Here is a 25,973-nt window from a genome sequence, read left to right on the forward strand (position 1 = left end):
CCCAGCGGAGACGCCGCCCGGCGCGGAAAGTCGCAGAAACGCTGGTGCACAATCAGAACCAGCAGCATCGCTCCCGATAAAGCGTCCGAACCAGCTCTCCCCCGACGTGTGAGCCTCCACGTGTCCGCACTCTTTAACGGACCGTGTCACGGAGTTCCGGCGGTCGCGGCGAGCTGCGGCGGCCAGCTATGCGATCTGGCCGCAGCTCCGGATCCGGCGCCCATGGATGGGTGCTCACCGAGCCGATGCGCTCGGGCGGCTTAACGGGCCGCGTTACGAAGTTCCGGCGGCTGCTCCGAGCTGCGGCGCAAGCTACGCGATCTGGCTGCAGCTCCGGATCCGGCGCGCCATCAGATCGGCGCTCACGGAGTCGACGCCGCTCAGGCCGCTTAACAGGCCGCGCTACGAAGTTTCGGCGGTCGCTGCGAGCTACGGCGGCCAGCTACGCGACCTAGCCTCAGCTCCGGATCTGGCGCCTCGTGAGATTGGTGCCCAAGGAGCTAATCGGCCCAGGCTGCGCCGACAACCGTGGATCCTCCGGCTGAGGAGAACCCGAAGTCCCTGAAGGGCCGCCGACGTCGGAATCATCGTGGACCGACGTTGTGATTGCGATAGGCGGCTGCCCGTGCCCACGGAAGGGAGCGCCGGACCGATCAGGTACTCGCCGCTGGCGGCCCAGAGCCAGGCCCTATCCCGTCAATCACTGACGTTCGCCATTTCCCATCCGGCCTCCTGCCTGCGGCCTCCCTGCACGGATCGGCTGGCGTGCATGCACAGCCCGCCAGCGATTGCCGGTCACCGCAGGACCGACATCCCGGCCTAGTGCCGCCTGAAGTCCCTCGCATGCACTATCAGCCGACGTCAGCCATCGCTTGCTCCTCGATGCAGGTGCCCAAGCCACATCAAGCTGGGCGGGTCTCGTGCGCCCACTCCGCTCGGCGAGCTTGACGCTCCCGATCTCCTCGGCCCAGAGGAGAAGACGCGGTACACCAATGGCAGCTCCAGAGCGGGGCGGTCTCCACCGACGCCGGATTGAGTGAGACAGGAGTTAGTCGCCTGCGGCGCCCGCAGGCTCCGGCACGCTCACATGTACGCCGACCTCACGGACCTCTCCTCCGCCTCCACCGCACCGCCAGAGCCGACAAGGAGAGAACTCTGGCGTTCAAGCGAGGCTCGCTTGGATGCTTCATCAGCCAGCGCACCCGTTCCAGCCGGCGAGGTGTGAGCTTTGGGGGCCGTTCCTCTCGGTCGTGCCGCGAAATCTCTGTGGGTGATAGGACCGGCATCTCACCGGAGAACAGCCGTATCGAATCGGCGTCGTCGACGCTGGATGCGCTGTTTCACGTGAAACAGCGCATGTGACTGACATCGAGTCGACGCCGTTCACCCTGGCAGAGCCGCAGGACGGATGAATCCGTTTCGTGGTAACTTCGGCGTCGCCAGATGCTGCTGCGAACTGAGGAGGTGAGACCGATCAACGCTGTGACAGGTCGGGACTCCCTCCCCTTCATGGGCTAGGGAGTGCCCGCAGAAGGCATCCCGAAAGGCTCGAACGCGCATGTTGCGCTCTATCTCTCAGACGTCCTCCGACGGCGTCACTGAAGAACTCTTCACCCTCTCCTTCAGCTTCGGGGACATCCCCGGCGTGCTGTGGTCTCCGGATTCCGCCACCGGCTCTCGTCCACTGATCCTCATCGGACACGGCGGCGGCCAGCACAAGCAGGCTCCCGGCGTCGTGGCACGCGCCCGCCGCTTCGCGACCGAGTGCGGTTTCGCCGTCGTGGCCGTCGATTCCCCCGCCCACGGCGGTCGTCCGCAATCCGACGAACACAAGCGGCTCATCACCGAGATGCGGACCAGCTTTCAGACGGGCGGCGACGCCACCCCGATACTCGCCGAACTCCATGCGCTGCTCGCCGGCCAGAGCGTCCCGGAGTGGCAGGCGGTTCTGGACGCGGTCCAGAAACTCGACCACGTCGGGGCAGGCCCGGTGGGCTACTGGGGAGTGTCACAGGGGTCCGCCCTTGGCGTTCCGTTCGTCGCCGCCGAACCTCGCGTCCGCTCAGCCGTGCTGGGCTTGAACGGTGCGAAAACCTGTGCCGAGGGCGCCGAACGGATCACCGTCCCGCTGGAGTTCCTCGTGCAATGGGACGACGAGCTGGTTCCCCGCGCAGACAGCCTCGCGCTCTTCGATCGCTTCAGCTCAACCGAGAAAACCCTCCACGCCAACCCAGGCAAGCACGGAGAGATCCCGCGGTTCGAGCTGGACAGCTCAGTGCGATTCTTCTCCCGACACCTGAACTGACGTAGCCGCCCGCGTCACGCTGATCGGGTTCCGTACCCGATCAGCGTGGCACAGCGCACGCTCCTTGGCGCGGCTGCTGACAGACCCCGGAGGCAACGCCGACAGAAGGAAACCCGTTCAGGAGCTCCAGGGAAGTACAGGGCTGATGGCTGCTCGTACAGATGGTTCGCCACGGCACCCGGTCGACGGCAACGTGGTGGCGGAGTCCGGTGACTGCCTTCCGCACAGAGCCAGCGCACAGGCGGGATCGCGGCAACATCGCCACATGCCCCCGGAACCTCCGTTACCCATTGCGGTGCAACCTCTTCCTCAACGAGTCGTAGGCAGCGACCGAACCTCATGTCGCACGAACAGAGCGGCAACGACTTCGTCGTGATGCGGACCACCAAGCTCAAGTCACCGACATCAGTGGGTGAGCAGCCGAAGCAATGGCCCTGCTACAGGAACTCGCCCCATAGAGCTAGATGACTCAGGCCTAGACGCCTTCACCGCCGTCGTCTTTCAACATCAGTGGCCACCACGCAAGCCGCCATCCGCCGGGAGGTGAAGCGACCTGACAGAGGCATCCCTCTCACGACAATTGGCTTCAGCGCCCGCCTACGCCGACGACACCCCTCAATAGCGTGGAAGGTCGACTGGAAACCGCAAGCGCTCCACCCCGGCATCGACGGCACCGCCGCCAAGATCTCAGGCTCAAGCTCGGGCAGCACGGCGTCGGCCAGCCCCATGTCGACCAGTAGCGCCAGGCCCTCACGTGGGTGAGCGCCGCAGATCGGCTTGTCGAGCTCGGCCTGGATGCGGTCGGCCATCTCAGTCATCGCCCTGACCCGTTGGGGACGACGGTGAACCCCAGAGCCGGTCGAACTGTCCCTGTAGCCGGGTTCGGGGGAGGCATGGATGAACTTCATGCGCGGCGTTACGCCTGACTCCCATAGGGCAGGCGATCACTATGGTCGGTACTTCCTCGGCTTATTGCAGCGACCCTCACGGGCATCAGCGCGATCTCTTTCATCGTGTACGACGCCGCCACGGGCCCGGCGGCCTCCCATGCCTGCCCGCAGATACTGCGACAACTCATCGACAGCTTCCGTGTCGAGCTAGGTCGCCCATGAGCGAACCCATCGCCCGCCGCGTCACCCGTGACGACCACGACAGTCCTTCCGCGACCGAGGCTTCGACTCGGGTCGGCTGGCCAGTCGCGGCCAGCTGGGAGCCTTGAGACCACGTCCCGTGATTGCCCAGCCGCCACAGGTCGAGCGGGGAGGCGTCTGCGCCTGGCCAGCCATCCCGATCGGGTCGCCCGGCACGGTGGCCGGTGCCGGGCCCGTGACCGCCCCCCGGCTGAGCTGAGGGGGCAACGAGCTGGCCAATACCTTGGCCTAGCTGATCAGAGGCTCGGTGGATCGGCTGCCACCGAGAGGCGCCGAGATCCTTAGTCGGGGTGGCGAGCGCCCGGAGTTCAGCGGCGGCTGGATCCCACACCGAGGAGGTACAGGTCCGGGTTATTGACGGTAGCGGCGCTGTTTCACGTGAAACCAAGTTAGTCAGCTCGCAATGTTCTCCCGGGCCCTAGACGTGTCCGGTAGATCACATGTGGAGCCATAGCAGCACGCTGACCACGGTGAGACCTGGTGCGGGGACGGCCCGCACTGGCCGGGGGACGTGATCGTGTTCATCAGGTGCGGGAAGATCTAACGGACGACACGGCCCGGGAAGTCCGCCAAGCACCCCCAGACGCACAACAGCTCCCCCGGGCCTAAGCCCAGAGGAGCTGTTTCACGTGAAACCTAGTCGCTCTCCAGCCCTCGCATCTGGTTGGCCGCGTCAGGAGCCATAGTGCCGATGATGCGCTCAAGGTCGTCGATCGTGGAGAACTCCACCACGATCCGCCCTTTCCGACGCCCTAAATCGACCTTCACCTTGGTCTCGAAGTGATCCGACAGCCGATCCGCCAGCGTCCGCAACGCCGGTGCCGTCGGCTGCTTAGTCCTCGGCTTCCGAGGAGCCGGGCCGGCGGACGCGTCACCCATCGACACGATCTCTTCGACCGTTCGGACCGTCATACCCTCTGCCACGATCCGGTCTGCCAGGCGCTCCTGGGCCACTGGGTCGCCCAGGGTCAGCAGGGGGCGTGCGTGCCCCGGAGTGATCGAACCGGCGGCCAGGCGGACCTGGACGCTCACGGGGAGGCTCAGCAGGCGCAGGGTGTTGGTGATGTGGGAGCGCGAGCGGCCGACCTTCTTGGCCAGCTGTTCGTGGGTGGCGCCGAAGTCGTCGAGGAGCTGGCGGTAGGCCGCGCCTTCCTCCAGGGAGTTCAGTTGCTCTCGCTGGAGGTTCTCGATCAGGGCCTCGCGCAGCATCTCGTCGTCGCCCGTGCTGCGGACGATCGAGGGGATGCGCTCCAGGCCGGCCAGCTGGCTGGCCCGCCACCGGCGCTCGCCCATGATCAGTTCGAACTGGTCTTTGCCGTGGTCGTCCCTGCCGGCGGCACGTACGACGATCGGCTGCAGCAGGCCGACTTCAAGGATCGAGTCGGCCAGTTCCCGGATGCGTTCATCATCGAAGATGTCTCGGGGCTGGCGGGGGTTGGGCACGATCTGCTTGATCAGGATCTCTTGGAAGTGTGCCCCCGCTACCGGCACCAGATCCCGATCACCGGGAGGAGCGGGCGCCGGAACGACCCCCGGCTCCATGGCGGGGCCGTTGGGGATGAGGGCGGCCAGGCCCTTGCCGAGTCCCCGACGCTGCTGACTCACCCTTGCTCCTCACCGCACCAAAGAAACGCCGCGTCGGTTCTTAAACCGCCGCGCACGATTGTAGAAGGCTACAGGTTCACGCCTCCGCGACCGCCGCACCGCGATAGGCGATCTCTCGTGCCGCGTCCATGTATGCCATCGCGCCGCTCGAACCCGGGTCGTAGGTCATGACCGACTGACCATAACTGGGGGCTTCCGAGACCCGGACGCTGCGGGGGATGACCGCGTCGACGACGGTGGCGCCGAAGTGGGAGCGGACCTCCTCGGCGACCTGGGAGGCCAGGCGGGTGCGGCCGTCGTACATGGTGAGCAGGATCGTCGACACGTTGAGGGGCTGGTTCAGGTGGACGCGGACCAGCTCGACGTTCTGGAGGAGCTGGGTCAGGCCTTCCAGCGCGTAGTACTCGCACTGGATCGGGATCAGGACCTCCTGCGCGGCCGTCAGCGCGTTGACCGTCAGCAGGCCGAGCGACGGGGGGCAGTCGATCAGGATGTAGTCCATCTGGGCCGACTCGTAGGCCGCGAAGGCCCGGCGCAGTCGGGTTTCCCGGCCGACCATCGGCACCAGTTCGATCTCCGCGCCGGCCAGGTCGAGGGTGGCGGGGGCGCAGTAGAGGCCCGGCATGTCGGGGACCTCGGTCACGATGGACTCCATCGGGAGGTCTTCCACCAGGACCTGATAGATAGAGGGCGTCCCGGCCCGGTGTTCGGTGGCCAAAGCCGTCGAGGCATTGCCCTGCGGGTCGAGGTCGACCACGAGGACTCGCTGCCCGTGCATCGAAAGGGCTGCGGCCAGGTTGACGGCGCTCGTCGTCTTGCCCACCCCGCCCTTCTGGTTGCAAACGGTGATCACTCGGGTCTTGGGCGGGCGCGGCCAGTCTCCGTCACGGCGGGCGGAATATCCGACGGGACCGTCGGCGGCCGGCTTGGCGGGCGCGGCTGTTTCACGTGAAACCACAGAACTCAGTGCCTCTCGAACCAGCGGGGAATCACCGGGGCTTAGCGGGGGCTGGGACACCTTGGTCGTCCTTTCGACCGGCTTGAAGCCGGTGGTTCGGAGCGGAAGTGCGACCCCACCCCCATCAGGCCGCGCTCGTCGCGTCGCCGCGAGCTCCTCGGGTCGTCCCAGGTCGGATTCGATCGTTCCCGGCCCGACCTCGATTACCTCTTACGTCGGCGCTGTGCACCTCGTGAACCGGCGCCGGCGATGACGCGGACAAGAGTTGCAGGCGGGTCGACTTTACCGCGCCCGACCGTGACAAGCTCGGCCGTCTTTGCCCCGTGAGCTGACAATTGGGCCTTGGCGCCCGCCAATTCCTCGGCGGCCCGCTCACCCTTCATCGCCAGCAGCTCTCCGCCCTCGGTGAGGAGGGGGAGTGACCATGCGAGCAGGCGATCAAGAGGGGCCACGGCACGGGCCGTGGCGACGTCGAACTCCCGCTTGCCCTTCAGTTCCTCGGCACGACCGCGGAGCACCTCGACGTTGGGCAACTTGAGGGTCTCGACGCACTCTTCGAGGAAGACCGTCCGCCGGAGCAGCGGTTCCAGGAGGGTCACCGTCACATCGGGGCGGACGATCGCCAGGACGATGCCGGGCAGGCCCGCGCCCGAGCCGATGTCGACGAGTTTCACGTCGGGCGGCACCACTTCGGCGATCACGGCACAGTTCAACAGGTGGCGGTCCCAGATGCGGGGGACCTCCCTGGGGCCGAGCAGCCCGCGCACCACCCCCGGCCCGGCCAGCAGGGAAGCAAAGGTTTCCGCCTGGGCCAAGGCCTCGCCCGCGAACACCGCATGGGCGGCTTCGGGAGGCTGCTGGTTGCTCATCTCTTCGGTCATCCCTCGTAGGGTATCGGGCGGTGGACGACAGCCAGGAGCCTGTGGATAAACCTGTGGACACTGCGGTGCGTGCCCTGTGGACAACTGTGTGCGGCGGGCCAAAAGCCCAGCACAGGCCGTACAGACAAGAAAACCGCCGACCCGGGACGGGGCGGCGGTTTCCACAGGGCGGGGTATCAGGCGGGCAGAACCACGACGAAACGCCGGGGCTCCTCCCCCTCTGACTCGCTGCGCAGGCCGGCGGCGGCGACCGCGTCGTGGATGACCTTGCGCTCGAACGGCGTCATCGCCTTGAGGGGCTTCGGCTCGCCCGACGCCTTGACGTCGTCGACGGCCGCCATGCCGATCTTGGTGAGTTCCGCACGGCGGCGCTCGCGGTAACCGGCGACGTCGAGCATGAGCCGGGAGCGCTCGCCGGTCTGCCGGTGGACGGCCAGGCGGGTCAGCTCCTGGAGCGCCTCCAGGACCTCACCGCCGGGGCCGACCAGGTCGCCACCCTTGAGGCCGACCACGGAGACGAGCGCGCGATCGCCCTCGACGTCCATGTCGATGTCGCCATCGAGGTCGGCTATGTCGAGAAGGCCCTCGACATAGTCGGCGGCGATCTCGCCCTCGGCTTCCAGGGAAGCGACGCTGGGAGCCGCCTTGACGGTCTCCTCGGCTTCGGTCACGTGGGAACTCCTTCTCACGGCTTCTTGCTGCCGGTGCGCTTGCTGCGTGGTTGCCGCGTCGGCTGCTGTCGGACGATCTTAGTCTCTGGCTCCGCCGGCTGTTCTGGCGCCGGCGGCGGGGTCTTGCGGAAGCGCGCGAAGAAGCCCGGCTTGGTCTCGACGGGCATCAGGTTGCCCTTGGCGTCGAACTGCGGCATCGGGTTACGGCTGTAGAACCAGTGCTGCTGGCCGAGGGTCCACACGTTGGTGGTGACCCAGTAGAGGATCAGGCCCAGCGGGAAGTTCAGCGAGAACACGGCGAACAGCGGCGAGATGTACATCAGGATCTTCTGCTGCTGTGCCATGGGGTTGTCCGGCATCTGCGCGATCGAACGCGTGACGCTCTGCCGGACGGTCAGGAACGTCGTCAGCGACGAGACCGCGACGAAGATGACCAGGACGATCTTGGCGATGACCGGATCGGCACCGTAGCCCTGGATGTCCGCGCTGCTGGTGAAGAACGTCGCCGGGAGCGGAGCGCCGAAGATGTGGGCGGCGCGGGCGCTGTCGACGAGCTGCTGCGTCATGCCGAACCTGGGCTCGCCATGGGCCATCGCGTTCAGCACGGTGAACATCGAGATGAAGATCGGGAACTGCGCGACGATCGGCAGACAGCCACCCAGGGGGTTGGCACCCGCCTCCTGGTAGGTGCGCATGACCTCCTGGTTCATGCGCTGCTTGTCGTTCTTGTAACGCTTGCGCAGATCCTGAACCTTGGGTGCCAGCTCCTGCATCTTCTTCGAGGAGCGCATCTGCTTCAGGAAGAGCGGGAAGATCAGGACCCGCATGAGCACAGTCAGCGTGACAATGGTCAAAGCCCAGTTCAGCCCGTTGTCGGGGCTGAGGACAAGGCTATAAAAGTTGTGAATATGGGTGATCACCCAGGCGATGGCCGTATAAAGCCAGTTCAGCCAGGACAGCTCCACCGAGCTAGCTCCCTTGCTTGTCGTGGGGTCGAGGGGGCACGGGATCGAACCCGCCGGGGTGGAAGGGATGGCATCGGCCGATGCGGCGGATGGTCAACCACAACCCGCGCAGCGCCCCGTGCACGGCGATCGCCTCGAGGCCGTACGCGCTGCAAGAGGGAAAGAAACGGCACCGAGGCCCCAGGAGGGGACTGATGAACGCCCGGTAGAACCTGATCGGGACGATCAACACGCGGGCAGCCGTCGAGACCGGCGTGACCGGCTGGGGCTGCTCGGTTGTCATGACCGTCCGTCCCGCGGCCGCCGCAGGAGTCGTTCGAGCGCGACATCGAGATCGGCGGCCAGGTGCTCGCTGCGCGCGGACGCAGCCGGTGGATTGGCGCGTACCACCAGCAGGCTACCTCCCGGAAGGAGGTGCAGACGTGCCCGCATCAGGTGTCTGAGTCTTCGTTTGACCCTGTTCCTGGTGACCGCGTCGCCCACGGCCTTGCTGACGACGAACCCGACGATCGGGGTCTCGTCACCCTCCACAGCGGTGAAGTGCACGACCAGGGAGGGCCGACCGGCGCGGCGCCCACGTCGGATCGCCTCGGCGAACTCCTCGCCTCGGCGCATACGTGAAGCGGGCGGGAGCACCGGATACTTCCTTAACAAGTAGCCCGCCGTCAGAGGTGACGGCGGGCGGGGCTGCTACGAGGTGCCGGGTCAGACGGTGATCTCGTGACGACCCTTGCGGCGGCGGGCGGCCAGGATGGCGCGACCGGCGCGGGTCCGCATGCGCAGCCGGAAGCCGTGGGTCTTCGCGCGACGGCGGTTGTTCGGCTGGAAAGTACGCTTGCTCACGATGGGCTCCAGGCTAGATGTGCCCTGTCGTTAGGGCGGTTAGACCAAAGTTTACGACCCACCGGGCGCTGGGCATGCGAAAGAGCCGTCCCGAGATAAGCCGACCGGGTCACGTTACGGGCTACACGCCCGAATGGTCAAACCGGCACCCGGAATCGCGCATAGTTATCCACAGGCTGTGGAGTTATCCACAATCCTCTTGGTCATCCACACCCTGTGGGCAACGACTGCCAGTAGGCTGTGGACAACGTCTTGAAGGCAGGTCGCGCACAGCGCTACTGTCAGGCCTTCTGGCCTTCCTCCACACCCAGAGCACCTGTGGATCTCCTGTGGATCATTTGTGGAAACTCACAGCGGAGGCCGGCGCCACCGGGACCGGACCGGGTGAGGCGGGTGTGGAAAACGATACGCGGCAAGCTTTTGCGGGGGCCGCGTCAGGGAGGAGTGCCGAACGGTGGACGGCGTCGACCTCAACCAGTTGTGGGCAAGAGCGCTCACCACTCTCCTGGACCAGGGCGTCTCGGGGCAGCAGCGCGCATTTCTGCAGATGACGCAGCCATCGGGGCTGATCAACGACACGATTCTGCTGGCCGCGCCCAACGACTTCGCGAAGGAAGTCATCGAGGTGCGGCTCCGCCCCCTCATCGCCCAGGCGCTGTCGCAGGAGTTCGGCCGTCCGGTCCGCATCGCGGTGATGGTCGATCCGACGGCCACGCAGGCCGAGCCGACCCAGCAGAACTACGGCCGCCCGGGTGGTTTTCCCCAGGGTGGCGGGTTCTCCCCGGCCGGCGGCCCCACCGGTTTCCCCCAAGGCGGCGGTTTTCCCCAGGCTGGGGATCGCGGTTTTCAACAGCCTGTGCAATCTCCCCAGGGCTTCGGCCAGGGGTTTCATCAGGATCCTCCGGAGCAGCAGGCTGATTTTCCACAGCCGCGCCCACAGGGAGTCCCCGTTGCGCCGCCGCCCGCGGAGCAGCCGTACACCCAATATCCACAGGCTGCGGAGAACCCCCCGAACAACGACAAGGCGCCGCCGCGTTCGGGTGGCAAGACGCCGGGGGAGCCCGCGCGGCTGAACGCGAAGTACACCTTTGAGACGTTCGTCATCGGTGCCAGCAACCGGTTCGCCCACGCGGCGGCGGTCGCGGTGGCCGAGGCGCCGGCGAAGGCGTACAACCCACTCTTTATCTATGGCGACTCCGGGCTGGGGAAGACACACCTTCTCCATGCGATCGGTCACTACGCGCAGAGCCTCTATGAAGGTGCGCGGGTGCGCTATGTGAGCTCCGAGGAGTTCACCAACGACTTCATCAACAGCATCCGCGACCACAAGGCCGACGGATTCCGGGCGCGGTTCCGGGCTGTGGACATCCTCCTCGTGGACGACATCCAGTTCCTTGAGGGCAAGGAGCAGACGCAGGAGGAGTTCTTCCACACCTTCAACACCCTCCACAACAGCAGCAAGCAGATCGTGATCTCCAGCGATCGGGCGCCGAAACAGCTGGTCACGCTGGAAGACCGGCTCCGGAACCGCTTCGAGTGGGGGCTGATCACCGACGTGCAGCCGCCCGAGCTCGAGACCCGCATCGCGATCCTGCGCAAGAAGGCGATCCAGGAGGGCCTGGCCGCGCCGCCCGACGTGCTGGAGTACATCGCCAGCCGGATCGCCACCAACATCCGCGAGCTCGAAGGCGCACTGATAAGGGTGACGGCCTTCGCGTCGCTCAACCGGCAGTCCGTGGACATCGGGCTGACCGAGATCGTGCTGAAGGACCTCATCAGTGAGGACAGCTCCAGCACCGAGATCACCATCGCGCTCATCATGTCGACCACCGCCGAGTACTTCGGCGTCTCGCTCGACGACCTCTGCGGCGGATCGCGGTCGCGGGCCCTCGTGGTCGCCCGTCAGATCGCCATGTATCTGGCCCGGGAGCTCACCGATCTCTCGCTGCCGAAGATCGGCGCCCAGTTCGGCGGACGTGACCACACCACTGTTATGCACAGCGAGCGCAAGATCCGCTCCCTGATGGCCGAGCGCCGGTCGATGTACAACCAGGTCAACGAGCTGACGACCCGCATCAAGCAGCGCGCGCGCAACGCTTGATTCACAGCCTGTGGATAACCCTGTGGATCACGGAACACTTCTCTGACGTGCTGAGCGCACGTATCACTTAGATCAACAGGCCACGCCGGGCTGTGGACAAGTCTGTGGATAACCTGTGGAAAAACCCCCCTCCAGCGGTGGATAACCTGTGGACACGCTGTGGATGGCCTGTGGGTAGTGGAAAAAACACACTCCGTGTTGGGCGTGTCTCGTGTGGACAACCTGTGGATAAGCTGTGGGTAACCGGTGGATAACTGGGTGCAAACCTGTGGACGCGTTGTGGGTAACTAAAAGTTATCCCCAATGCGCTCTAAGTAATCCACAGTCTGTCCACAAGCCCTGTGGAAAAAAAACAGCACCTGACCTGCAGATATAGGTGTTGTCCACAGTTTCCACAGCCCCTATTAAGACTGCTGATATCTCCACCTAGAGGAAAGTCAAGAGCAACCTTCGGGCTGAGCTCGGAGCAAAAAATCCCGGAGTTGACACCTCCCGGCAAGCGACGAAGATGGGCAGTCACACCCCGAGCCCCGCGTCGCCGCTCCCCCAGTCGTCACTGCCCGACGCCGTCCCTACCCACCACAGGAGGCTGATCCACGTGATGTTCCGGATCGACCGAGACGTGCTCGCCGAAGCCGTCGCGTGGACGGCACGCAGCCTCCCCGCCAGGCCCTCGGTGCCCGTCCTCGCCGGTATGCGGCTCGAGGTCACCGAAGACCAGCAGCTCAAGCTGTCCGGGTTCGACTACGAGGTCTCCGCCGAGGTCACCCTCGACCTGCAGACCGGCGAATCCGGTGTGGTGCTCGTGTCGGGCCGGCTGCTCGCCGAGATCACCCGGGCTCTTCCTGCACAGCCTGTGGATTTCGTGGTGGAAGGCGCCAAGGCGGTCGTGACCTGTGGAAGCGCCCGGTTCACCCTGCTGACCATGCCGGCGGAGGACTATCCCTCGCTCCCGGCCATGCCGCCGGCCGCGGGCCGGATCGGCAGCGACACGTTCGCCTCGGCCGTCGCCCAGGTGGCCACCGCCGCCGGCAAGGACGACACGCTGCCGATGCTGACCGGCGTCCGCATGGAGATCAACGGCGACACGGTCACGCTGGCCGCGACCGACCGCTACCGGCTGGCCGTGCGTGAGCTCAAGTGGCAGCCCGACCAGCCCGACTTCCAGGCGATCGCGATGATCCCGGGCCGGACCCTCGCCGACACCGCCAAGTCGCTGGTCACCGGCGCCGAGGTCGAGGTCGCCCTGAGCTCCGTGGGCGGCACCGGCGAAGGCATGATCGGCTTCAGCAGCTCCGGGCGGCGCACCACGACCCGGCTGCTCGACCCCGAGTTCCCCAAATACCGCTCGCTGCTGCCGACCGAGTTTTCCTGCCATGCCGATCTGGTCACCAGCGCCTTCGTCGAGGCCGTCAAGCGCGTGGCCCTGGTCGCCGAGCGCAACACCCCGGTCCGGCTGGCCTTCCGGGGCGACGAGGTCGTGCTTGAGGCGGGCAGCGGCGACGAGGCACAGGCTGTGGAAGTCCTGCCGGTCGAGTTCACCGGCGACGAGATCAACATCGCCTTCAACCACCAGTTCCTGCTCGAGGGCCTCGGCGCCATCGATTCCGACGTTGCTCGTCTGCAGTTCACCACCTCGACGAAGCCCGCCATCCTCACAGGTGGAAAACCTGTGGAAGATGGGGGCATACCTGACTACCGCTACCTGATCATGCCCATTCGCCTCTCCAGTTGATCAAATCCGTATGATCAACCCTCGGGTCGGGTAGGCGAGTCGGCGTGACCGTAGATGGAACCCTGAGGGAGAGCTCTCATGCAGATCGGCATGATCGGCCTGGGCAAGATGGGCGGCAACATGGCCGAGCGGCTGCGCCGCGGTGGCCATGAGGTCGTCGGCTACGACCGTGATCCCGACGTCAGCGACGTCGGCAGCCTGAAGGAACTCGTCGACCGCCTGGAGGCGCCCCGCGCCGTCTGGGTGATGGTCCCCGCCGGTGAGCCCACCCGGGCGACCATCGCGTCCCTGAGCGACGCGCTCTCCACCGGTGACGTGATCATCGACGGCGGCAACTCCCATTACCTCGACGACCAGAAGCACGGCAAGGAACTCGCCGAGAAGGGCCTGCGGTTCGTCGACGTGGGCGTCTCCGGCGGCGTGTGGGGCCTGGAGAACGGCTACGCCCTGATGGCGGGCGGCGAGGCCGACGACATCGCGCACCTCCAGCCGATCTTCGACACTCTCAAGCCCGAGGGCCTCGACGGGTTCGTCCACGCCGGATCGATCGGCGCGGGCCACTTCGCCAAGATGGTTCACAACGGCATCGAATACGGCATGATGCAGGCCTTCGCCGAAGGCTGGGAGCTGCTCGAGGCCACCGACATCGTCACCGATGTGCCTGGAGCGTTCAAAAGCTGGCGCCACGGCACGGTCATCCGCTCCTGGCTGCTCGACCTGCTCACCCGGGCGCTCGACGAGGACCCCGGCCTGGAAGACCTCAGGGGCTACGCCCAGGACTCCGGAGAGGGCCGCTGGACCGTCCAGGCGGCGGTCGACCACGCCGTGCCGCTGCCGGTCATCACGGCCGCGCTCTACGCCCGCTTCGCCTCCCGGCAGGACGACTCCCCGGCGATGAAGATGGTCGCCGCGCTCCGCAACCAGTTCGGCGGCCATGCCGTCACCGCCGCCGAGGGTTCGTACGAGAAGGGCGCCGACTCCCCGGGCGCGGCCGACAGCACCGTGCGCGAGGCCAACGGCTCCTGATCCGGCCCCGCTGACTCGGACGGGCTCCCGCTTCACGGCGGGAGCCCGTTACCGTTACCGGCATGTTCACCGCCCACCTGTCGCTGACGGACTTCCGGTCCTACCCCACCGCCGAGCTGGCGCTCGAACCCGGGGTCACCGCCTTCGTCGGACCCAACGGGCAGGGCAAGACCAATCTGGTCGAAGCCATCGGCTACGTCGCCTCCCACGCGTCGCACCGGGTGGCGACCGACGCTCCTCTCGTACGCCATGGCGCCCCCCGGGCCGTCATCCGCGCGCAGATCGAGCGTGACCAGCGACGGGCGCTGGTCGAACTGGAGATCAACCCGGGCAAGGCCAACCGCGCCCGGGTGAACCGCTCGCCGGTCTCCCGGGCCAGAGACGCGCTCGGCGTGCTGCGGACCGTCCTGTTCGCCCCCGAAGACCTTGCCCTGTCGAAGGGCGACCCCTCAGAACGCCGCAAGTTCATGGACGACCTCCTCGTGGCCCGCCACCCCCGGTTCGCCGGCGTCCGGGCCGACTACGACCGCGCCCTCAAGCAGCGCAACGCCTTGCTCCGGACCGCCTCGCAGGCCCGTCGCAGGAGCCCCCGGCGGCAGATGGACGACGCGGCCTTCGCCTCGGCCGGCGCCGGGGACGCGTTGTCCACCCTGGAGGTATGGGACGCCCACCTGATCCGCCACGGCGCCGAGCTGCTCGCCGCCCGGCTGGACCTGGTGGAGAACCTGCGACCTCTCGTGGCCAAGGCGTATGCGGAACTGGCGCCCGGTTCGGTGCCGGCGCAGATCGACTATCGATGGTTTTCCACAGACGACGCCGACCTGGGGACGGATCGAGCGGAACTCGCCGTACGGTTGGGGCAGGCGCTGGCCGAGGCGCGGGCGCAGGAGATCGAGCGGGGGGTCACCCTCGTGGGTCCCCACCGGGATGATCTGCTGCTGCGGCTCGGTGAGCTGCCGGCGCGCGGCTACGCCAGCCACGGCGAGTCGTGGTCGTTCGCGCTGGCGCTGCGGCTGGCCGCCTACGACCTGCTGCGTGCGGAAGGGGGCGATCCGGTGCTGATCCTCGACGACGTGTTCGCCGAACTCGACTCTCAGCGTCGTCGCCGGCTGGCCGAGATCGTCGCCCCGGCCGAGCAGGTTCTGATCACGGCGGCGGTGGCGGAAGACGTACCGAAAGAACTGAGCGGTGCCCGGTTCGACGTCGCGGAGGGGAGTGTGACCCGTGTCGGGTGACGATCCGAAGGAGTCGGCGGCCAAAGGGGCGGCGCTGGCGCGCGAAAAGCTCGCCCAGGCCAAGGCCGACGCCCAGCGGCGGGGGCAACTTCCGCGTACCGAGCCCAGAAAGAAGAAGGGGCCCAAGCGGGATGCCGGTGATCCGCTGACCTTCGGGGCCGCGATCGCCGATCTTCTGGCCTCCCGGGGGTGGGAGGAACCGGTGGCGATCGGAGGTGTTTTCGGTCGCTGGCGGGAGATCGTCGGGGCCGAACTCGGGCTGCACACCCGGCCCGAGGCGTTCGAAGACGGCGAGGTGATCGTCTCCGCCGACTCGACGGCATGGGCCACTCAAGTACGTTTGCTCGCCCCGACCCTGGTCAGAAGGCTGAACGAGGAGCTGGGAGAGGGAACGGTGACGGCTGTGAAGGTCCGCGGGCCCAACCTCGCGCCGCCTCGACAGGCGGGACACATCCGAGTGAAGGGCAGTCGAGGGCCCGGTGACATTTATGGCTGACGCGGGCTTCCACAAGATCAGGAGAACTCCTGTGGAAAAGTCTTGGACCGGCCCGAAATCGCGTCTGGCGCGCTGAACCCCTGGGTCAGGGGTGTCACACCAAAACCAAGATCATCGTATTAGAGGGCATCACAGCCCCCGTCAATGCCACCTGAGGCTCCGAGAGCCGGTAGAATGAAACTGGACTTAAGGACACGTCCGTTTGCGTGTCACCCCGGCCGTGGCGAGCCGATTCCCCAGGGTGAGCGCATCGGGGCACTCACGACGGTGACGGGCACGGCAGGGAGCCATCCTATGTTTCCCTGCCGCGTGTCCGCGGCAGGAGGATTTCGCACTTGTCCTACGACGCAGGCTCAATCACCGTTCTCGAAGGTCTTGAGGCGGTTCGCAAGCGCCCGGGTATGTACATCGGCTCGACCGGAGAACGCGGTCTCCACCACCTTGTGTACGAGGTTGTGGACAACTCGGTCGACGAAGCCCTGGCCGGATACTGCGACACCATCGAGGTCACCCTGCTCGCCGACGGCGGCGTGCGGGTTGTGGACAACGGGCGAGGCATCCCGGTCGCCCTGCACCCCGTCGAGAACAAGCCGACCCTCGAGATCGTGCTGACCGTCCTTCACGCCGGCGGCAAGTTCGACGGCAAGTCCTACGCCGTCTCGGGTGGTCTTCACGGCGTGGGCATCTCGGTCGTCAACGCGCTGTCCAGCCGTCTCGAGGCCGTGATCAAGCGCGACGGCTTCGAGTGGCGGCAGTCCTACCTCGGTTCCAAGCCCGTCACCGACCTGGTCGAGGGCGAGCCCACCGAGGAGACCGGCACCACGATCACCTTCTGGCCCGACGAGACCATCTTCGAGACCACCACGTGGAACTTCGAGACGCTCTCGCGCCGCTTCCAGGAGATGGCCTTCCTCAACAAGGGCCTCACGATCGTCATCCGCGACGAACGTCCCGACCACGGCACCGACGAGGGGCCGACCGAGATCACTTATTACTACGAGGGCGGCCTGTCCGACTTCGTCGCGCACCTGAACTCCAAGAAGGAGCAGGCGCACAACTCGGTGATCGACTTCGAGGAGCACGGCGAGGGCATCTCTGTCGAGATCGCCATGCAGTGGAACAACTCCTACTCCGAGTCGGTCTACACCTTCGCCAACACGATCAACACGGCCGAGGGCGGCACCCACGAAGAGGGCTTCCGTGCCGCGCTGACGACCATCGTCAACAGGTACGCGCGCGAGCAGAAGTTCCTCAAGGAGGGCAAGGACGACAACCTCACCGGTGACGACGTCCGCGAGGGCCTGACCGCGATCATCTCGGTCAAGCTGGCCGAGCCCCAGTTCGAGGGCCAGACCAAGACCAAGCTGGGCAACACCGAGGCCAAGTCGTTCGTCCAGAAGGCCTGTAACGACCACCTGCGCGACTGGTTCGAGCGCAACCCGGGCGAGGCCAAGGAGATCATCAGCAAGTCGCTGTCGGCCTCCCGCGCCCGCATCGCGGCCCGCCAGGCCCGCGACCTGACCCGCCGCAAGTCGCTCCTGGAGAGCGGCTCCGGGCTGCCCGGCAAGCTGGCCGACTGCCAGTGGAGCGAGCCCGAGAAGTGTGAGCTGTTCATCGTCGAGGGCAACTCGGCCGGCGGCTCGGCCAAGGGCGGTCGCGACTCACGCTTCCAGGCGATCCTGCCCATCCGCGGCAAGATCCTGAACGTCGAGAAGGCGCGCATCGACCGCGTGCTGAAGAACACCGAGGTCCAGTCGCTGATTACGGCGCTCGGCACCGGCGTACACGACGAATTCGACGTCTCGAAGCTCCGCTACCACAAGCTGATCCTGATGGCCGACGCCGACGTCGACGGTCAGCACATCACCACGCTGCTGCTCACCCTGCTGTTCCGGTTCATGCGGCCGCTGATCGAAGCCGGTCACGTCTACCTCTCACAGCCGCCCCTCTACAAGATCAAGTGGGACCGGAAGGGCGAAGACGCGTCTTACGCCTACTCCGACCGCGAGCGTGACGCGATCATCGAAGAGGGGATCTCCCGCGGCAAGCGCGACCCCCGCGCCCACGACGGCATCCAGCGGTTCAAGGGTCTCGGCGAGATGAACGCCAACCAGCTCTGGGAGACCACGATGAACCCGGAGACGCGCGTCCTGCTTCAGGTCACCCTCGACGACGCCGCCCAGGCCGACGAGATGTTCACCGTTCTCATGGGCGAGGATGTCGCCCCGCGCCGGGAGTTCATCATCAGGAACGCGCGCGACGTGCGCTTCCTGGACGTCTAGACCGAGGCAGCCGAACCCCACCCTTGTGAAGGATTGACGTGACGGAAGTTAACCTGCCTCCGGGCCCGCCGCCGGCTGACCGCATCGAACCTGTGGACATCCAGTCCGAGATGCAGCGCAGCTATATGGACTACGCGATGTCGGTCATCGTGTCGCGTGCCCTCCCCGACGTGCGCGACGGTCTCAAGCCGGTGCACCGCCGGGTGCTCTACGCCATGTTCGACGGCGGTTACCGTCCCGAGCGCGGCTACTTCAAGTGCTCGCGCGTCGTCGGTGACGTGATGGGTTCCTACCACCCCCACGGTGACAGCTCGATTTACGACACTCTCGTGCGACTGGCGCAGCCGTGGTCGCTGCGCTACCCGCTGGTCGACGGCCAGGGCAACTTCGGCTCGCCGGGCAACGACATGCCCGCCGCCATGCGATACACCGAGTGCAAGCTCGCCCCCATCGCCATGGAGATGCTGCGGGACATCGACAAGGAGACCGTCGACTTCCAGCCGAACTACGACGGCCGCTCCCAGGAGCCGATGGTCCTGCCGTCGCGCTTCCCGAACCTGCTGGTCAACGGCGCGGCCGGCATCGCGGTCGGCATGGCGACCAACATCCCGCCGCACAACCTGCGGGAGATCGGCGACGCCGTCAAGTGGGCCCTGGAGAACTTCGAGGCGACCGACGAGGAGCTCCTCGAAGGGCTGATCGCCCGGGTCAAGGGCCCCGACTTCCCCACCGGCGCGCTGATCGTCGGCAAGCGGGGCATCGACGACGCCTACCGCACGGGCCGCGGCTCGATCACGATGCGCGCGGTCGTCGAGGTCGAGGAAGACAACAAGGGCCGTCAGTGCCTGGTGATCACTGAGCTGCCCTACCAGGTCAACCCCGACAACCTCGCGCTGTCGATCGCCGAGCTGGTCAAGGAAGGCAAGATCAACGGCATCGCCGACGTCCGCGACGAGTCGTCGTCGCGCGTGGGCCAGCGCCTGGTGGTCGTGCTCAAGCGCGACGCGGTCGCCAAGGTCGTGCTGAACAACCTCTACAAGCACACCCAGCTGCAGACCACGTTCGGCGCCAACATGCTCGCGCTGGTCGACGGCGTGCCCCGCACGCTGCGGCTCGACCAGTTCGTCAAGTTCTACATCGGCCACCAGATCGAGGTCGTGGTCCGCCGGACCCGCTACCTGCTGCGCAAGGCCGAAGAGCGGGCCCACATCCTGCGCGGCCTGCTCAAGGCCCTGGAGCGCCTCGACGACGTGATCGCCCTGATCCGCCGCTCGCCCTCCGCCTCGGCCGCCCAGCAGGGCCTGATCGACATGCTGGACATCGACGAGACGCAGGCCCAGGCGATCCTGGACATGCAGCTCCGCAAGCTCGCGGCCCTGGAGCGTCAGCAGATCCAGGACGAGTTCGAGGGCCTGATGGTCCAGATCACCGAGTACAACGACATCCTGGGCAGCCCGCAGCGCCAGCGCACGATCGTCGGCGACGAACTCGGCGAGATCATCACCAAGTTCGGCGACGAGCGCAAGACCGAGATCATCGCGTACGAAGGCGACATGTCCATCGAGGACCTGATCGCCGAAGACGAGATGGTCGTCACGATCACCCGCGGCGGCTACGCCAAGCGCACCAACACCGACCTCTACCGCGCCCAGAAGCGCGGCGGCAAGGGCGTCCGAGGCGCGCAGCTCCGCCAGGACGACATCGTCGAGCACTTCTTCGTCACCACAACCCACCACTGGCTCCTGTTCTTCACCAACAAGGGCCGGGTCTACCGGGTCAAGGCGTACGAACTGCCCGACTCCGGCCGCGACGCCCGCGGCCAGCACCTGGCCAACCTGCTGGCCATGCAGCCCGACGAGCGGGTCATGGAGGTCCTCGACCTGCGTGACTACGAGGTGTCCCCCTACCTCGTCCTGGCCACCCGCAGCGGCCTGGTGAAGAAGACCAGGCTCTCCGAGTACGACTCCCCGAGGTCCGGCGGCCTGATCGCCATCAACCTCCGGGAGGACGACGAGGTCATCGCCGCCAGGCTGGTCTCCGAAGAAGACGACCTGCTGCTGGTCTCCAAGAACGCCCAGGCGATCCGCTTCACCGCCTCCGACGAGGCGCTGCGGCCGATGGGCCGGGCGACCAGTGGTGTGATCGGTATGCGTTTCGTCGACGCTGATGAACTTCTGGCCATGAATGTCATGAGCCATGGTGACGACGTGCTTATCGCCACCGAGGGCGGGTATGCGAAGCGCACACCGGTTGAGCACTATCCGCTGCAAGGCCGGGGCGGAAAGGGCGTCCTGACGGCGAAAATAGTCAGTGCCCGTGGCAAGCTGGTCGGAGCCGTCATGGTGGGACCCGAAGACGAAGTCTTCGCGATCACCTCCGCCGGTGGAGTGATCCGGACCAGCGCCGTAGAGATCAAGCAGTCCGGCCGTCAGACGATGGGGGTCCGGTTGATGAATCTCGCGGAAGGCGACAGCGTGGTGGCTCTAGCCCGGAACGCCGAAGCGCTGGAGACTGCGGAAGCGTTGGAAGCTGCCGAAGCGGTGGAGACTGAGAACGGGGCAGGAGACGAGCAATGACCAACTCGGGCAAGACGAATACCGGGGCGGCCAAGAAACCGGCGTCTACCTCGGCTGCCTCGTCGATGCGTGACGGGGTATCCGCCCGGATCGACGGCGAGAACGACACGGCTGAAACTCCCAAGGCTGCGGCCGGACCACCGGCCCCCGGGCCGGCCCAGGGACCGAGTCAGGGCCCTCCTCAGAAGAAGGAGACTCCCAGGGCGCCTCAGAGCGCTCGGGATCAGCCCAAAGACGACCCCAAGACCGACGACTCCACTCTTCGCATCCGCCCCACGTCGGGCAGCGACAACAAACCGTGGTCGCGGCCACAGTCGCCCAACGGCGACCAGAACCGCACGGCCAGTGATGAGCCGACGGCCGCCTTCAAGGCGCCCCGCCTGCCCACGCCGGTCTCGGCTCCCGAGCCGATCGTGACCACGTCCCGGTCGTCGGTGGAGCAGGCCGCGGCTGAGCGCCCCGTCCTTTCCACGTCCGCTCCGAAGGACTCCTCCGGACGGGCGCCGCGCAAGGCCCACCTGGTGCTGCGGCGCGTCGAGCCGTGGTCGGCCATGAAGTTCAGCTTCGTGGTGTCGCTGGTGTGCTTCGTCGTGCTGTTCGTGGCCGTGGCGGTGCTCTACGGGGTGCTGTCGGCCATGGGCGTGTTCGACGCGTTCGTGCAGGCGGTCAACCAGCTGACGCAGGGCGAGGGCGGGGCCGCGGCCTCGTTCAACATCGCGACCTGGTTCGAGCCGGTGCGGATTCTCGGATACACGGCTCTGCTCGGGGCCGTGAACGTGGTGCTCATCACCGCGCTCTCGACCCTCGGCGCTGTGATCTACAACCTGAGCGCTGACCTGGTCGGCGGCGTCGAAGTGACCTTCTCCGAAGCCGAGTAGCTGTAGACGTGATTCCGCGGTGCGACCACACCGCGGAACACGGTAAGCTTTACCTCGTCGCCGCGCGAAAGCCGGTTTACGAGGGGCTATAGCTCAGACGGTTAGAGCGCTTCCCTGATAAGGAAGAGGTCCCAGGTTCAAGTCCTGGTAGCCCCACGTTCGGAGATGGGAGACCTGTGGTTGGTGGCCTTTGGGCCACCTTCCGCGGGTCTCCTTCCTCGTTTATACGGGGGGACGACCCCCCGAGCCCCCCGATGCGAGAGGGCTTCGCCCCCTCGCGCTTCCCCTGGCCGCTTTGCGTCCTTGCGTCGCTGTCGCTCCGGGTCGCTTCGCTCTCTTGCGAAGGGCTCCGCCCCTCGCGCTCTCTGGAAAGCCTCGCTTCGCTCGGGGGGAATTAGCTTCCTTTTCTGTTACGGCTTCGCCTGGCTGGCCACTCGACTTCTGCTGGCTGCCCGATTGCTCAAGATCGATGTGGTTCGTGAAGTCATGACTAGCCCACCTAGATCCACGCGGAACGCATAATCGCGGTCGGGAGTTGGTGTCCGGGGAGTATCGGCTGAGAGCTGGTTCGCCCGACAAAGAGCGCCCCGCCGTTTGGTGGGGCGTTTCGCGCTTTGCTGTCGCACTGTTCGACGTCGAGATCGTCCGGCTCGCACCGGTCAGAAGGACGGACAAATGTGCTTCCGGACAGCCGTCAGAATCCGAGTCGCCTTCGCCGTGCCAAACCCTTCCGGATGGTCGGGAGAGCTGAACCGCTGGTTCGTAAGCTTCACCAGCTGGGCCTTCTCGTCGGGGTTCTCCTTGACCGAGCTGCACTGGTTCCGGGCCCGGTCCACGGCCTTCTCCTCGTCGCCGTGGACGATGTCCGGATCGATGGCTTCCAGCGCAGCGATGAACTTCGCCTGCGTGTCGGTATCCGGTGCGGGCGGGATTCCAATGTCGGCCTCGGCCGATGCGATCGCGTCCGAAGGTGCCGCAGCAGGTTCCGTGACCGTGCCGCACCCTGCCGCGAGCACGACAGCTAAGAGGCCGACCAAGGCGAGGGATCTCATGCGGACGACGATATGGGCCGAGAGGGCGCTGGCTTCTATGGTTACCGACGCGCCATTGGGCCTTTCGCGCCTGCTGTGCAGGCCGACGCGGTGCCCGCCAGGTCACGGCTCAGGACGATCGTTCCGCCGTACCCGATGTTTGACTGTCGGCCTTGCCCATGTCCGTCAACTAGCCGACAAGGCTGAGCTTGCCGACCGCCGTCCTCGGAGCCATCGCCCAGAACCGTGTGCAACCAGGGCCCGACGCGTCGCCGCCATGATCTGCATCGCTTGCTGGGCAGAGATCCGAATGGTTTCTCTCTGTTCGTTTGGTGGTTGGAGGAGGCCGTCGCAGCTGGGGTGCCGGGGCCACATGCGGTGAGTCTCTCCACTGTGGATGGTGATGGTCGTCCGTCTGCTCGGCTCCGTGTTCACCAGTCCGCCTGGACGCGCGGCCGGGTCGCGCGCGGGTGGAGAGCGGCGTCGGAGGATGCGCGGGTCTGACGACTCATCAGTCCTCGCGAAGCTTCCCCGTCAGGCCTACCTCGCGACTGGAATATCCCGCCGTAGCGCGGGCAGGCGGTTCCCGCCGGGAATTCAGCGGTTCGCCGTTCACCGCGCAGGTTGTGGTGCACCTTTCCGAGGGCCCGCCTATCGCTGTGGCCTGCGCGTCTCTTCACTGCCCTGATTCACGGAGTAACGATGACTCTTTCCACCTCCTTCGGCGCGAGCCTGCCCGGCTGGTTCATCGCCGAGCTCGCCGACCTCCCGCAGACCCTCCCGACCGACGACGATCGCATCCGCCTGACCAACCGGCTCGCCGACCGTAACCACCGGGAGAACACCGGCGGGCCCTTCGCCGCCCTGGTCGTCGAGTCGGCTACCGGCCGGCTCGTTTCTGCGGGGGTCAATGTCGTGCTGGCGTCTGGGTTGTCGTCGACTCACGCCGAGGTCACCGCGCTTTCCCTCGCCCAGGACCGGCTCGGGGCCTGGGATCTGGGCGGTCCGGACCTGCCCGACCTGGAGCTGGTCGTCAACTGGCGGCCGTGCGTCATGTGTTACGGCGCCACGATGTGGTCTGGTGTCCGACGGCTGCTCATCGCGGGCGACGGGCCGGAGCTGGAGAAGCTGACCGGGTTCGACGAGGGGCCGATGGTCGCCGACTGGGTCGACCAGTTCGCCGTTCGTGGCATTGAGGTCGTGGTCAGCCCGTTGCGCGAGGAGGCCATCGAGGTGTTCCGCGCTTATGGGGAGCGCGACGACGCCGTGGTCTACAACGCCCGTAGAGGCCAGGTCATTTGAGGGGCTTGTGCAGTAGTACGCGTTGGGCGATTTGTGAGTACTTGTGCGCAGAGAGGGTGTCGGCCCCGGGCCTAACTTGAGCGTCGTCCGGAACAAGAACGAATCAGGGGTTTCCGGACAGCGACTCAACGGAGGAAATCGTGCGTAAGGTTGGCAAGCTGCTCCTCGGAACCGTGCTGGCCGGTGTCGTGGCCACGGGGGTTGCTGTTGTTCCGGCCGCTGCGGCGTCGGCTACCACGGCCTCGGCTTCGCAGGCGGGCTCCAGCTGGGACCGGTTCGAGCGGGGCGACGGGCGCTTCGACTACCGGTGGGGGAAGAAGGACGGGCGCTTCTGGCTCGACTTCAAGATCTGGGACCGTGACGACGACGACCGGGACTACAGCTTCTTCGACGTCTGGTACAAGGACAACGGCCGCTGGTCCCACTACAAGCGGTACAAGTCGGACGACTTCTTCAGCAAGCACCTCGTCTTCGGCAAGAACGTCGATGACTTCCGCGTTCGCGGCGGCTACGGCCACGGCAACAAGTTCGGCTGGGGTGGCTGGCACTTCCGTTAATCGTTAGACGCCCGATCAGGCCGTGCCGGCTACGCCTATGAGGTTGCCCTCGGGGTCGGTGAAGTGGCCGACCACGAGGGTGCCCGGGGTGCCGTCGGGGCCCATTCGCCGGGTTCCGCCGAGGGCTTCGGCTTTCTTCAGTGCGGCTTCCACATCGGGGACGCCCACGTAGAACAGCACGCTCGGCCGGTGGCCCGGGCCGCCGCCGATGCCGCCGTTGAGACCTGTTGTGGCGGCGTTGATGAAGCCGTACATGCCTGGTTCTGAGATGTTCCGGCTGACGGTGTCGCCTAGCTGGAACTCCCAGCCGAACAGCTCTCGGTAGTACTCGCGTAGCTTCGCCGGGTCGGTACCGATGATCTCGAAGTGCACGACTGGCTGTCCCATGGCTGCCTCTCCACTCTGGTCTGGTTGTTAAAAACAACTAACTAGTGTTTATTTGCAACTATGTCAACGACTCGCAGTTATGGGGATGCCTGCGGGATAGCGCGTGCTCTCGACGCCGTCGGGGAGCGGTGGGCTCTGCTGGTGGTCCGTGAGCTGCTCCTCGGGCCGCAGCGTTTCACCGAGCTGCGCCGGGCGCTGCCCGGTGCGAGTTCGAACCTGCTCTCCGACCGGCTCCGGGAGCTGGAGGGGCGTGAGGTGCTCCGACGTCGCAGGCTGGCGGCCCCGGCGAGTTCGTGGGTGTATGAACTGACCGAGCGGGGGCGGGAGCTGGAACCGATCGTGCTCGCCCTGGGCGGGTGGGGGCTCGGCTTCCCGCCTCCGACCGAGCCGACGCTCAGCGCCACCTCCGTCATGCTCTTCCTGCGGGGTGCCGCGCGTCCCGATCCCGACGCGCCCGCGACCGTCTGTCGCATCGAGCTCGACGACCGGGTGTGGACGGTGCGGGTCGCTGGTGGTCAGGTGCGGGTGGATCTCGGTGAGATCGCTGACCCGGATGCGGGGCTTCGCACCGACCCGAAGACGCTGAACGCCGTGCTCGACGACCTGAGCGCGCTCGATGCGGCCCTGGACGACGGAAGCGCCGTCGTCACCGGCGATCCGGCGGTGCTCCGGCGGCTCCTGCGGGTCAGCTGAACAGGGAGTGGCGGTTGCCGCGCTTGTGGCGGCGGCGGATCACGGCGACGAGGTCGACGACCGCGATGAGCGCGAGAACGGCCAGGATGATGCCCAGGGCCAGGACACCCGCCATGAAGGCCACCACGGCCAGGGCCGCGCAGACGATCAATCCGAAGGTGGCCAGGGCGATCCGCAGGGTGAGCGGGCTCTCCGGTCGTTCCGATGTGGGTGAGACGGTGTCCCAGAACCTGTCACGAACGCTTCTCGGATGTTCCTGTTTCATAGGCTCCCCCTTCCCGGTAACCTTCGAGAG

At 66.4% G+C, this 25,973-nt stretch carries 24 protein-coding genes and 1 tRNA gene; 13 read left to right on the top strand and 12 right to left on the bottom strand.

The window, feature by feature from the left end:
- Positions 1–1,558 precede the first annotated feature (1,558 nt).
- The gene (locus tag AW272_RS00060; RefSeq protein WP_245657143.1) at positions 1,559–2,305 is read left to right on the top strand and encodes a dienelactone hydrolase family protein; all 747 of its coding nucleotides are present in this window, start codon (positions 1,559–1,561) and stop codon (positions 2,303–2,305) included.
- 485 nt (positions 2,306–2,790) lie between these two features.
- Here AW272_RS00060 and AW272_RS46270 read toward each other — a convergent pair whose 3' ends face one another.
- The 9 genes from AW272_RS46270 to rpmH form a co-directional block, all read right to left on the bottom strand.
- Complete coding sequence (locus tag AW272_RS46270; protein WP_066359807.1) at positions 2,791–3,123, bottom strand: tRNA nucleotidyltransferase/poly(A) polymerase-related protein; 333 nt, start codon at positions 3,121–3,123, stop codon at positions 2,791–2,793.
- A gap of 969 nt (positions 3,124–4,092) precedes the next feature.
- The gene (locus AW272_RS00070; RefSeq protein ID WP_066359808.1) at positions 4,093–5,061 is read right to left on the bottom strand and encodes a ParB/RepB/Spo0J family partition protein; all 969 of its coding nucleotides are present in this window, start codon (positions 5,059–5,061) and stop codon (positions 4,093–4,095) included.
- Positions 5,062–5,137: 76 nt separating this feature from the next.
- The gene (locus tag AW272_RS00075) at positions 5,138–6,019 is read right to left on the bottom strand and encodes a ParA family protein (RefSeq protein ID WP_066359811.1); all 882 of its coding nucleotides are present in this window, start codon (positions 6,017–6,019) and stop codon (positions 5,138–5,140) included.
- A gap of 203 nt (positions 6,020–6,222) precedes the next feature.
- Positions 6,223–6,900, bottom strand: coding sequence for a 16S rRNA (guanine(527)-N(7))-methyltransferase RsmG (gene rsmG / locus AW272_RS00080; protein ID WP_066359813.1), 678 nt, complete (start codon positions 6,898–6,900; stop codon positions 6,223–6,225).
- A 176-nt stretch (positions 6,901–7,076) separates the two neighbouring features.
- Entirely contained in the window at positions 7,077–7,571 is a 495-nt protein-coding gene (locus AW272_RS00085; protein WP_066359816.1) for a Jag family protein, read from the bottom strand.
- A 14-nt stretch (positions 7,572–7,585) separates the two neighbouring features.
- On the bottom strand, positions 7,586–8,536 hold the full coding sequence (yidC, locus tag AW272_RS00090) for a membrane protein insertase YidC (protein WP_083957766.1): 951 nt from the start codon (positions 8,534–8,536) through the stop codon (positions 7,586–7,588).
- 4 nt (positions 8,537–8,540) lie between these two features.
- On the bottom strand, positions 8,541–8,819 hold the full coding sequence (gene yidD / locus AW272_RS00095) for a membrane protein insertion efficiency factor YidD (protein ID WP_066359820.1): 279 nt from the start codon (positions 8,817–8,819) through the stop codon (positions 8,541–8,543).
- On the bottom strand, positions 8,816–9,172 hold the full coding sequence (rnpA, locus tag AW272_RS00100; RefSeq protein WP_066359821.1) for a ribonuclease P protein component: 357 nt from the start codon (positions 9,170–9,172) through the stop codon (positions 8,816–8,818). Before rnpA ends, yidD begins: the two co-directional genes overlap by 4 nt.
- Before the next feature lie 69 nt (positions 9,173–9,241).
- Positions 9,242–9,379, bottom strand: a complete 138-nt coding sequence (rpmH, locus tag AW272_RS00105; protein WP_174551777.1) for a 50S ribosomal protein L34 — start codon at positions 9,377–9,379, stop codon at positions 9,242–9,244.
- Between the two features lie 454 nt (positions 9,380–9,833).
- Here rpmH and dnaA point away from each other — a divergent pair, with 454 nt between their 5' ends.
- From dnaA to AW272_RS00150, 9 genes are all read left to right on the top strand, one after another.
- Positions 9,834–11,480 carry a chromosomal replication initiator protein DnaA gene (gene dnaA, locus AW272_RS00110; protein WP_066359825.1) on the top strand — a complete coding sequence of 549 codons (1,647 nt, stop codon included), beginning with the start codon at positions 9,834–9,836 and terminating at the stop codon, positions 11,478–11,480.
- A 598-nt stretch (positions 11,481–12,078) separates the two neighbouring features.
- Positions 12,079–13,215: a DNA polymerase III subunit beta gene (gene dnaN, locus AW272_RS00115; protein ID WP_066359826.1), complete on the top strand. Its 1,137-nt coding sequence runs from the start codon at positions 12,079–12,081 to the stop codon at positions 13,213–13,215.
- 78 nt (positions 13,216–13,293) lie between these two features.
- Positions 13,294–14,241 carry a phosphogluconate dehydrogenase (NAD(+)-dependent, decarboxylating) gene (gnd, locus tag AW272_RS00120; RefSeq protein ID WP_066359828.1) on the top strand — a complete coding sequence of 316 codons (948 nt, stop codon included), beginning with the start codon at positions 13,294–13,296 and terminating at the stop codon, positions 14,239–14,241.
- Positions 14,242–14,303: 62 nt separating this feature from the next.
- A complete protein-coding gene (gene recF / locus AW272_RS00125; protein WP_066359830.1) occupies positions 14,304–15,476 on the top strand; it encodes a DNA replication/repair protein RecF in 1,173 nt (390 codons plus the stop codon).
- Positions 15,466–15,972 (top strand): DciA family protein, encoded by a 507-nt coding sequence (locus tag AW272_RS00130; RefSeq protein WP_066359832.1) that lies wholly within the window; start codon positions 15,466–15,468, stop codon positions 15,970–15,972. The genes recF and AW272_RS00130 overlap by 11 nt, the downstream gene beginning before the upstream one ends.
- A 335-nt stretch (positions 15,973–16,307) precedes the next feature.
- A complete protein-coding gene (gene gyrB / locus AW272_RS00135) occupies positions 16,308–18,254 on the top strand; it encodes a DNA topoisomerase (ATP-hydrolyzing) subunit B (protein ID WP_083957768.1) in 1,947 nt (648 codons plus the stop codon).
- A 38-nt stretch (positions 18,255–18,292) separates the two neighbouring features.
- Positions 18,293–20,830, top strand: a complete 2,538-nt coding sequence (gyrA, locus tag AW272_RS00140; RefSeq protein WP_066359836.1) for a DNA gyrase subunit A — start codon at positions 18,293–18,295, stop codon at positions 20,828–20,830.
- A gap of 65 nt (positions 20,831–20,895) precedes the next feature.
- Positions 20,896–21,708 carry a DUF3566 domain-containing protein gene (locus AW272_RS44690; RefSeq protein ID WP_369408706.1) on the top strand — a complete coding sequence of 271 codons (813 nt, stop codon included), beginning with the start codon at positions 20,896–20,898 and terminating at the stop codon, positions 21,706–21,708.
- Positions 21,709–21,790: 82 nt separating this feature from the next.
- Positions 21,791–21,864 (top strand) — tRNA-Ile (locus tag AW272_RS00150).
- A 503-nt stretch (positions 21,865–22,367) separates the two neighbouring features.
- Here the strand turns inward: AW272_RS00150 and AW272_RS00155 are convergent.
- Positions 22,368–22,760, bottom strand: a complete 393-nt coding sequence (locus tag AW272_RS00155; RefSeq protein WP_066359838.1) for a DUF732 domain-containing protein — start codon at positions 22,758–22,760, stop codon at positions 22,368–22,370.
- A 681-nt stretch (positions 22,761–23,441) separates the two neighbouring features.
- Here AW272_RS00155 and AW272_RS00160 point away from each other — a divergent pair.
- Positions 23,442–24,041, top strand: coding sequence for a nucleoside deaminase (locus AW272_RS00160; RefSeq protein WP_066359840.1), 600 nt, complete (start codon positions 23,442–23,444; stop codon positions 24,039–24,041).
- 140 nt (positions 24,042–24,181) lie between these two features.
- The gene (locus tag AW272_RS00165) at positions 24,182–24,598 is read left to right on the top strand and encodes a hypothetical protein (RefSeq protein WP_066359842.1); all 417 of its coding nucleotides are present in this window, start codon (positions 24,182–24,184) and stop codon (positions 24,596–24,598) included.
- Between the two features lie 15 nt (positions 24,599–24,613).
- On the opposite strand, the gene AW272_RS00170 is transcribed toward AW272_RS00165, so the two are convergent.
- Positions 24,614–24,985, bottom strand: a complete 372-nt coding sequence (locus AW272_RS00170) for a VOC family protein (RefSeq protein WP_066359844.1) — start codon at positions 24,983–24,985, stop codon at positions 24,614–24,616.
- A gap of 60 nt (positions 24,986–25,045) precedes the next feature.
- Between AW272_RS00170 and AW272_RS00175 the strand changes: the two genes are divergently transcribed.
- Positions 25,046–25,678: a winged helix-turn-helix transcriptional regulator gene (locus tag AW272_RS00175; RefSeq protein WP_066359845.1), complete on the top strand. Its 633-nt coding sequence runs from the start codon at positions 25,046–25,048 to the stop codon at positions 25,676–25,678.
- Here the strand turns inward: AW272_RS00175 and AW272_RS00180 are convergent.
- Positions 25,671–25,943 carry a DUF6343 family protein gene (locus tag AW272_RS00180; RefSeq protein ID WP_066359846.1) on the bottom strand — a complete coding sequence of 91 codons (273 nt, stop codon included), beginning with the start codon at positions 25,941–25,943 and terminating at the stop codon, positions 25,671–25,673. The two genes, AW272_RS00175 and AW272_RS00180, sit on opposite strands and share 8 nt — an antisense overlap.
- Between the last annotated feature and the right edge of the window lie 30 nt (positions 25,944–25,973).

The organism is Herbidospora mongoliensis, from assembly GCF_001570545.1.
GTDB lineage: Bacteria > Actinomycetota > Actinomycetes > Streptosporangiales > Streptosporangiaceae > Herbidospora > Herbidospora mongoliensis.